The organism is uncultured Kordia sp. (assembly GCF_947489565.1).
Lineage (GTDB): Bacteria > Bacteroidota > Bacteroidia > Flavobacteriales > Flavobacteriaceae > Kordia.
Window position 1 is genome coordinate 68557 of sequence record NZ_CANLEA010000025.1, and the last position, 8312, is coordinate 76868.

General features: G+C 34.2%; 6 protein-coding genes. 3 read left to right on the forward strand and 3 right to left on the reverse strand.

Features of this window, described 5'->3' with window-relative positions:
* Positions 1–66 precede the first annotated feature (66 nt).
* Positions 67–1725, reverse strand: a complete 1659-nt coding sequence (locus tag Q0845_RS24425) for a CotH kinase family protein (protein WP_298519514.1) — start codon at positions 1723–1725, stop codon at positions 67–69.
* Between the two features lie 227 nt (positions 1726–1952).
* Positions 1953–3185: a hypothetical protein gene (locus Q0845_RS24430; RefSeq protein WP_298519517.1), complete on the reverse strand. Its 1233-nt coding sequence runs from the start codon at positions 3183–3185 to the stop codon at positions 1953–1955.
* 229 nt (positions 3186–3414) lie between these two features.
* Between Q0845_RS24430 and Q0845_RS24435 the strand changes: the two genes are divergently transcribed.
* Both Q0845_RS24435 and Q0845_RS24440 read left to right on the forward strand, forming a co-directional pair.
* Positions 3415–5574 carry a VIT and VWA domain-containing protein gene (locus tag Q0845_RS24435; RefSeq protein ID WP_298519520.1) on the forward strand — a complete coding sequence of 720 codons (2160 nt, stop codon included), beginning with the start codon at positions 3415–3417 and terminating at the stop codon, positions 5572–5574.
* A gap of 1 nt (position 5575) precedes the next feature.
* Positions 5576–6586 carry a hypothetical protein gene (locus Q0845_RS24440; protein ID WP_298519523.1) on the forward strand — a complete coding sequence of 337 codons (1011 nt, stop codon included), beginning with the start codon at positions 5576–5578 and terminating at the stop codon, positions 6584–6586.
* Here the strand turns inward: Q0845_RS24440 and Q0845_RS24445 are convergent, their stop codons facing one another.
* Positions 6587–7312 (reverse strand): hypothetical protein, encoded by a 726-nt coding sequence (locus tag Q0845_RS24445; RefSeq protein ID WP_298519526.1) that lies wholly within the window; start codon positions 7310–7312, stop codon positions 6587–6589.
* A 227-nt stretch (positions 7313–7539) separates the two neighbouring features.
* Between Q0845_RS24445 and Q0845_RS24450 the strand changes: the two genes are divergently transcribed.
* Positions 7540–8115 carry a hypothetical protein gene (locus tag Q0845_RS24450; protein ID WP_298519528.1) on the forward strand — a complete coding sequence of 192 codons (576 nt, stop codon included), beginning with the start codon at positions 7540–7542 and terminating at the stop codon, positions 8113–8115.
* Positions 8116–8312 lie beyond the last annotated feature (197 nt).

Genomic DNA, 8312 nt, shown 5'->3' on the forward strand with positions numbered 1-8312 from the left:
ATAAAAATACGGCTTCTTTCACTAAAAGACCGATTGTTTATCAAGTTTCATTCATAAAAAAGAATACTATTGTTGCACTTTTAAGTTCTTTACAACGCTATCCATAAACACCAAACGTTCTTTGATCTTATTACGAATATTTTCTGGAGAATAGCGATCTCTATTAAAATCAGGATCTACCGACCAACGTATGCTATCTTTTTTATAAATTTCTCCAGAGCGTAAAATTGCAATCAATTTATCGGTTCTTCCTAAAATATTAGCATCAGACAATACGGGTTTCTTTCCATTAGTACCATTTCGCCAATCGTAATAGCGATCTTTAAACATATTGACATTCTGAGCGGTTTTCATATAATCTTCCATCAATAAAAAACGATTGTATCCTAGCTGATTTTTATACTTTGGATTTCCATACATAAGTTCACTATTTGGTGAAAAATCATTTCTAACCCAATATGAACACTCTGGTGAACAATACTGCGCTCCTATTGGCGAATAAATATAACACCAAGGATTGTTATCATTACATGTATAATACGGTGTTCCAAAAGCCCAAATAAAATCCCAAATAACAGGTTCTAACTGATCTTCTTGATTCAGAAAGTAAAAGACGTTCTTTCCATTAAAATAACTATCTGGATTGGCAAAAACATCGGTCATGATGAAATAATCAATTTCAGCTGCTTCCGCAACGCTATTTTCCCAATCTCCACCAGTTTTCACTTCTCTTTCGTACGAGTTAATTGTTTCTTGAATATGTATTCTTTGTTCATCAGTAGCATCTTCATTATCAGGATATTCATATTGAAACCATCTTCCAGAAATGGTTACAAAATCGGGAGCATTATCTACTTCTTTCACAATAAATCCACCATCACTTTTCTTAGGTGTATTCACATGATTTTTTCCTTGTTGTATCTTTTCTCCATACGTATACAATCCCCAATATTCACCATTCAAAAATACTTGTACATACCTGCTTTGTGCGCCATAATGTCCCATTTCTGCATAGGAATCATAGGAAACTTTATTGCACAATTGAGAAGTATCTACCCAATTGGCAATCATTACCCATTTATGACTTTCAGGCATGCCCATGATGGACAACGGATTCTCTTTTCCAAAGTTTAATGAAAAACTCTTCTTTGGAAATGCCAAACTACCTTGTCCGCGCGCATGTATAGTTCCTGATGCCGATTGATACGGACCATTTATACTATACCAACCATCTTTCATACGCGTCTCATAAAACTTAAAATCGGCATCTAAGCGTGTTCTATCTACAGGAAAATCACCATTTTTTGTATTAATCACTACATACGGAATCGGCGAAGTAGCATCAAATAAATAATCAATATCGCGCGTAATGGTTTTACTTATATCATCGCCGATGAGCGTTACGTTAATATCAACATCCTGAGGCGAATACTTTTTAAATTTTGCTAGTTTTTTTACATCCAGGGAAAACTCTTTGGTAAGTTGAAGCGTATCGTTCGTATAAATCGTTTTTCCATCATCGGTCAATGTGTAGGTATACCGTTTGTAGGAATCAGTATTGTCTAGAGAAACTGTCAATAATGCATTTTCATCATCTACAATGGTCACAGAATCTTTGGCAATGCTATATGCGGTTTCAAAAAGGATGTTGGGTTCTACATTTGTTTTGCAAGATATATGAAAACATAAACTTGCAATAAGCAGATAATAAAAGGAATGTTTCATGGCTATGTAATTTAAGGTTAGTGGTTATTTTCTTTGAATTAAATATAAAAGAAAAAATTGCGCGTTGATACGTAAAAGAGGACAATTTACTGTAAATCAGGTGTAAATGCCTATGAAAGCATGGGTTTTAACGTGGTGTTTTTTGGAGTAAAATATAGATTTTACTATGTGGGAAGTATCACTTTCGTGAGATGGATCTCGTTGCGCAACGAACGCAAACAATTATTTTATGCTATTGAATTCAAATAATCTAACGTGCGTTGTAGTAATTCTGTGAGATAATTTGCAGTGTTTTTATGTTTCTCAATTTGGAATTCAATATGCGGAATAAAACTTTGATCGTTCAAATTTTCAATTGCATCTAAGATGAGGTGACCTTGTCCGTCAATAGTTTCAAGTTCTTTCAATAAAAGAGCTTTTATATCTTCATTCTTGCGTTCAGACAATGCCAAAATTGCCGTATGTCTTACTTCTTTATTTATATCTTGAACGCTATTCCAAAGTGCTTCTCCAATTTTTACATTATTTACTTCAGTCAAATCTCCTAAACTAGAAATTGCTTCTCTTCGTACTCCAGCATTTTTATCAATTGATAGTTCTATAAAAACATCAATAACTGTATCATTCTCAAGGTAGCGAAAAACATCTATCAAACTCAATTTTACATCAGCTCTGTAGGTTTTAAACTTACAGAGAAATTCAATTTGTTGCTCACTAAAATTCTTGTTATCATAACCTATTACGCTTAGTATAAGACTAATAATTTCTTCCTCTTCTTCTGACTTTAACAGATCAAAGAAAGTGATCATAATTTTATCTGATTTATAATCTGAATCATAAAGTTTGACAAAGATACGAGTGCCAATAAGCCTTTCTATATATGAATTAGAAGTAATTAATACATGTCCTTTATGAAAAGAAGTTTCAGGTTTTCGTTTTGCCAATTCCGCAATATACTCCCATTGTTTTTGAGATTCGGTAGTTGCTAAAAGCTTCTCAAAAAGTATTTCTATAGTCTCTTTTGTATTGGTAACCCATTGATCATCCTGAGAAGAACTTGTATGCCTTTTTATAGTACCGCTGGCTATTTTTTCAGTAATGGAAGTAAACACATTATTTGCACCTTCTGTCCATTGTCCATCCATAAAAATCAACTTAAAATACCTGAATCGTTCTGTTGGGTGCGCTATTTCTAACTGTAAACAATCTCTTTCCGAAGGTTCATAATCAAAATCAAAAGTAGTAACATCTGAATTTAGTTGTTTACAAATAACATCTAAAGTGATTCCGTTTCCCAAATCTTTTTTAGGCATCATAATTTTACCTCTTATGTTAGATTCTCTCGAGCCCAGATATCGTACCAAATACCAAGTATAATACACTGTAAGTTCATCTGTAGCAGGATCTTCATTCTTGTCTACACAGCTACAAAAAATATAACGATTATTGGCTTGGCACATATTATTTTGGATAAGAATTTCAATTTAGTAAAAATAGCAAGAACGGAAAATAAATTAAAGTCATTATCTAGTTTTACGATGTTTATTTTTCCACTTTCGTGAGATGAATCTCGTTGCGCAACGAATTCTAGATAAGTAACAACGAATTCTAAAACGACTCACATTCTACGGGGTTTTGATAAGATATTTGAAACATCAAACAAACAAAAACTATCAAAATCACAATCTTATGAAACATATTTGTATCCTTTTCATCGCGTTAATTTCCAGTTTTGGATTCGCACAAAAAACAGAAAGTCCATACCTAGAAGTACTCACGCCAAATGCGGTTATTCCTTTAAAATCGACCACAGCTGATGTGAAAATCTCAGGAAATATTGCGCATGTACATATTGCACAAACCTATCAAAACACAGGAAATATTCCGATTGAAGCCAAATATGTATTTCCATTATCTACACAAGCCGCTGTACACAAAATGCAAATGACCATTGGCGATCGTACCATCAATGCAAAAATCTACGAAAAGCAAGAAGCACAGCGCGTCTATGATAAAGCTTTAAAAGAAGGGAAAAGAGCCGCAAAACTCGATCAACATCGTCCAAATGTGTTTCAAATGAACGTTGGGAATATTGTGCAAAACGATATCGTAACCATTGATATTTACTATACAGAAATGTTAGTTCCTTTGGCTGGAACCTACGAATTTGTCTTTCCAGGCGTTGTCGGACCGCGATTTACAGGAGAAAATACTTCTGGCGAAACTGTCTTCAATGTACCATATACAAAAAAAGGTGTGGCAGACACGTTTGATTTTGATTTAAACGTACAAATCAATTCTGGAATTCCGATTGCAGATGTTTCTTCAAACACACATAAAATCAAAGTAAACTATCCAAACACAAGAATCGCAGAAGTTTCGTTGACGTCTGAAAACAAAAATGCATCCAATCGTGATTTTATTTTGAAATACGGAATGCGCGGCAATGAAATTCAGTCTGGATTATTACTCTACGAAGAAGAAGGAGAAAAATTCTTCGCTTACATGATGGAACCACCAAAAGCAAGTGTACAAATGAAGCCAGCCGCAAAAGAATATCTTTTTGTAGTCGATGTTTCAGGTTCTATGCACGGCGAACCAATGCAAGTTTCTAAAAAATTATTACGAAACTTATTGATAAATCTTCCAGAAACTGATCATTACAATATCTTATTTTTCTCAGGCGGATCGAGTGTATTGGCAGCAGAACCGTTGGCATGTACACCAGAGAACATTCAAAAAGGACTGAACTTTTTAACTAACATTCGCGGCGGCGGCGGAACCAATTTATTGAATGCGCTAAAAACAGCATATGCATTGCCAAGAATGGACAAAACCAGCGCACGATCAATGGTAGTCATTACAGATGGTTATGTAAGTGTGGAACGTAAGGCTTTTGAAATGATTGAACAAAACTTAGGACAAGCCAATGTATTTACTTTCGGAATTGGTTCAGGAGTCAACAGATACTTATTGGAAGGAATGGCAAAAGTGAGCAACAGCGAATCGTTTATTGCAGCACAAATGAACGAAGCAAACGAGGTTGCAGAAAAATTTAGAAACTATATAAAAACACCATTATTGACGCAAATTCGCATCAAAGCAGAAGGTTTCGATGTGTATGATGTAACTCCAAGCAGCATTCCAGATGTATTTGCTTCGCGTCCAATCTTAGTTTTTGGAAAGTACAGAGGTAATGCTAACGGTTCGTTAACCATTACAGGACAAACAGGAAACGGCGTTTTTCAAAAAGAATTTCGTGTGGCAGATGGCATGTTGAGTAAAGACAATGAAGCACTTAAATACTTATGGGCACGTAAAAAAATAGAACGTTTGGATGATTATAGAAGACGTTTTGGAGAGCATACCAAAGAAGAAGTTATCAAACTTGGATTAAAGTACAATTTGGTGACACAATACACGTCGTTTGTTGCGGTAGATAATGAAGTTGTGAATAAAAAAGGCAATCGAAGAGAAGTAAAACAACCATTACCATTGCCGAAAAATGTCAACAATAGTGCAGTAGGAGCAGAAGCGTCTGTAAAAGGGAAAACATTTATAAAAAGAAAGAAACGCACAAAAGTTGCGAAAACGGATGCTAAAAACGTGAATGAAAAAGCAACAACTTGGTTCCGTGAAAACTATGCAAAAGTTATAGAAAAGTATTTGAAGAAATATGATGGAATTCGTGTGCAAGTAGCTAAAAACGGTGCGATTTTAAAAGTTGAAATTCTTGTAAATGGCAGTTGGATTGTGAACGAAGTATTGCTTGAGCGCATCAACTTATTAGATGTAAATGAAGTATTCAATTTAGGACAAAAAGTAACGATTACGATAAAAAATAATTAAGATGAAAAAGATATGTTTCTTATTGTTTTGGTGTTGTTCAGTTTCCGCTTTCGCGGGAACTGAAACAGCGCTAAAAACCAACAAACAACCGCAACCCTTAGTATTTATAGCAGGTTTTGATGAAGGCGATAATACGTATTATGCAAATGCTAAAAACTATTTTATCAATCAATATTGTCAAGTAGTGGAGGAAGCGCAGAGTTTGGCAGAAATCTTAGATTGGTTGCGTTTGCATTATGATGCTAATGTATATGGAGATATTCATATTGTGAGTCATAGCAATCCGTGGCGCGGTTTGTCAATGAAAACGAATCCTGAAAGTGATCGAATTACAGCTGCAACTTTAGAAGATGCTTTGCACATGAAAGAAGTAATGCCGTTAGCTGTTAATTTCTTGCGAAAAGACACCAAAATTATTTTTCATTCCTGCGGATTAGGCGCGAATAAAAAGCTGTTACAAAGTCTGAAAAAAGCATTTACAAAAGATGCACAGATTCCGTTATATGCCTCTGAGTTTTTCAATGTATTTGGAGGAAAATATACAGGACATTATTTGGCAAAAACCTATTACGGATACTATCCAACGGCACATTCGCCAGGACCGAGAGCATTGGCGATGGAATTCCAAAAGAAATACCCGAACGTAAAAGCGGATTGGGAAACTATTTTAAAAATACGTGCCGAACAATTGCCAGGCGAAATGTACACGTATCGTTTTAATATTCCTGTGGAATGGGAATTTGAATTTGAAGCCAAAGAAGACATTCCAAATTTCAACAACACTCAAGAAATCATCGATTGGATTTCTGAAGATGAAACCTTACTAAGCACGATCACAGCGTTCAATATTCCGATAGAAAAATTCAGATGGTTGACAAAAGTGCGTGGCAATACGTTATATATCAAAGGGAAAACGACGGTTTTATGTGTCATGCAACCGATTATGAAAACTGATGCCAAACACGAATATTCGCCTGTAATCATTAACGGAATCAGTTACACGAAAGTGTGATTATAAAGAGAAGAAAAAATCAGAAAATAGAACTTTATAAAAATTAGGCATATGCTTCTTCACTTTTTGCACCAGTTTTCGTTTGTTTACTTTTAAAAACGTTTTTGATCTTGTAGGAGACTGCACTATAATTTTTGATTTTTTTAGTTGATGCAGTTTAAAAAGCATCTTTTTATTTTCAGGAATTGAACTCAAGTAATTAAAAGAAACATTTCCAGAGATTTTAGTAGTTCCTTTAGGAATTTTGATTTCAATAGGACGCATGCCAATAAGCATTATTTTCATCGTTACGTCTTTGGTAGGTTTCTGCACGATTGTATTTAGTTTCCCATCAAAATCGGTTAGGAATTCGTTATCTTCTTCTAAACGAATTGTACAACCAGGCATTGGATTTTCTTCATCTTCATACACTTTTAAATCAATTTCTAAACGATCAGAAATAGTTGTTTCAACTTTTAATTCTTCGTACAATTTTGGACTTTCATAATATTCAAAAGTTAAGATGAGTGAATCTGCATCTGCAATTTCATACTGTCCTTTCCCAAAAGTAGTCCCACTACAGCTAGCGCTCACATAATGAAAGCTGTTTTTTCCATAAAACTCAAAAGCTTCTGTTTGAAAACCAATATCTTTTTTTTGTGTAAAATAAAATCCATTCGTAATGCTTTGTGCTGTCATTTCTGAAATGAAAAAGCTAAACACAAGAAGTAAAAAGATTCTTTTCATGAGTATTATTGCTTGTTATTGTGTAAATATATACTATAAACACGCTATGTGAAAACCAGAATGAGTGTACGCTGTTGTTGACTGAGTGAACTTTTTTTGGATGAATTTTACAAATCTACAACGAATTCTAGATAAGTGGTAACGAATTCTAAAGCTACCCAAATTGTTTGTGCGTTTCGTGAGATATTTGAACTATAAATCAAGTATAACAATTAAAACAAACAATTATGAAACGTTCAACATTCACAGTATTAGGAGTAGCAGCAATGACATTTGTAGCATGTAACACAAACACTAAAGAAGTAAAAACTGAAAAGGTAGAAGCTATAAATAAGGTTGAAAATGTAGCCGAAGAAACTACGATTCAATTTGAAGAAAGATCAATGGAAGATTGCATTGCTTATTCAAAAATCTTAAATGATATTAAATTATTAGAAGCAGCAGAAGCTCAAAAAGAAGCAGATAGCATTGCAAAAGCGGAGTTAGACATGAAACAAGCGTTGGCAAAAGCAGAAGCAGCAAGAAAGAAAAGAGAATCTTCTCCAGAATACTTAGCAAAAAGAGCAAAAGATGCAGAATTATGGTTCAAAGCAAACTATGAAAGTGTTGTAAAAGCGTACAATTCAAACTACGAAGGATTGAAAGTGAAGTTAACAACTGAAGGCGATATTTACGAAGTATCTTTATTCTTAAATGGAGAATGGAAAAAAGACCAAAAGTTAATGGAGCAATTAGAAAAAGTAGAAGTAAGTAACGATTTTGAACCAGGGAAAGCAGTAGCAATTACCGTAAAAAATGCATAATATGAATCGGTTATCATACAAACGAGATCGTGACAAAAGCACCTTATCAATAAAAAAGATGAGGTGTTTTTTGTTTGGATGGTTATTAGACGCGCTATCGCTTTTAGAATGTTAGTATCGCTTTGCTCTTAGAACACTTCGCTGTTAGACTAATTAGATGTTTTTTTATTAGATGTTAGTCGTGAGTAGTGAGTATT

What these genes read in the sequence shown, in the direction of transcription:
- Q0845_RS24425 (WP_298519514.1), bottom strand. Translation starts at nt 1,725, where the DNA reads ATGAAACATTCCTTTTATTATCTGCTTATTGCAAGTTTATGTTTTCAT.
- Q0845_RS24430 (WP_298519517.1), bottom strand. Translation starts at nt 3,185, where the DNA reads ATGTGCCAAGCCAATAATCGTTATATTTTTTGTAGCTGTGTAGACAAG.
- Q0845_RS24435 (WP_298519520.1), top strand. Translation starts at nt 3,415, where the DNA reads ATGAAACATATTTGTATCCTTTTCATCGCGTTAATTTCCAGTTTTGGA.
- Q0845_RS24440 (WP_298519523.1), top strand. Translation starts at nt 5,576, where the DNA reads ATGAAAAAGATATGTTTCTTATTGTTTTGGTGTTGTTCAGTTTCCGCT.
- Q0845_RS24445 (WP_298519526.1), bottom strand. Translation starts at nt 7,312, where the DNA reads ATGAAAAGAATCTTTTTACTTCTTGTGTTTAGCTTTTTCATTTCAGAA.
- Q0845_RS24450 (WP_298519528.1), top strand. Translation starts at nt 7,540, where the DNA reads ATGAAACGTTCAACATTCACAGTATTAGGAGTAGCAGCAATGACATTT.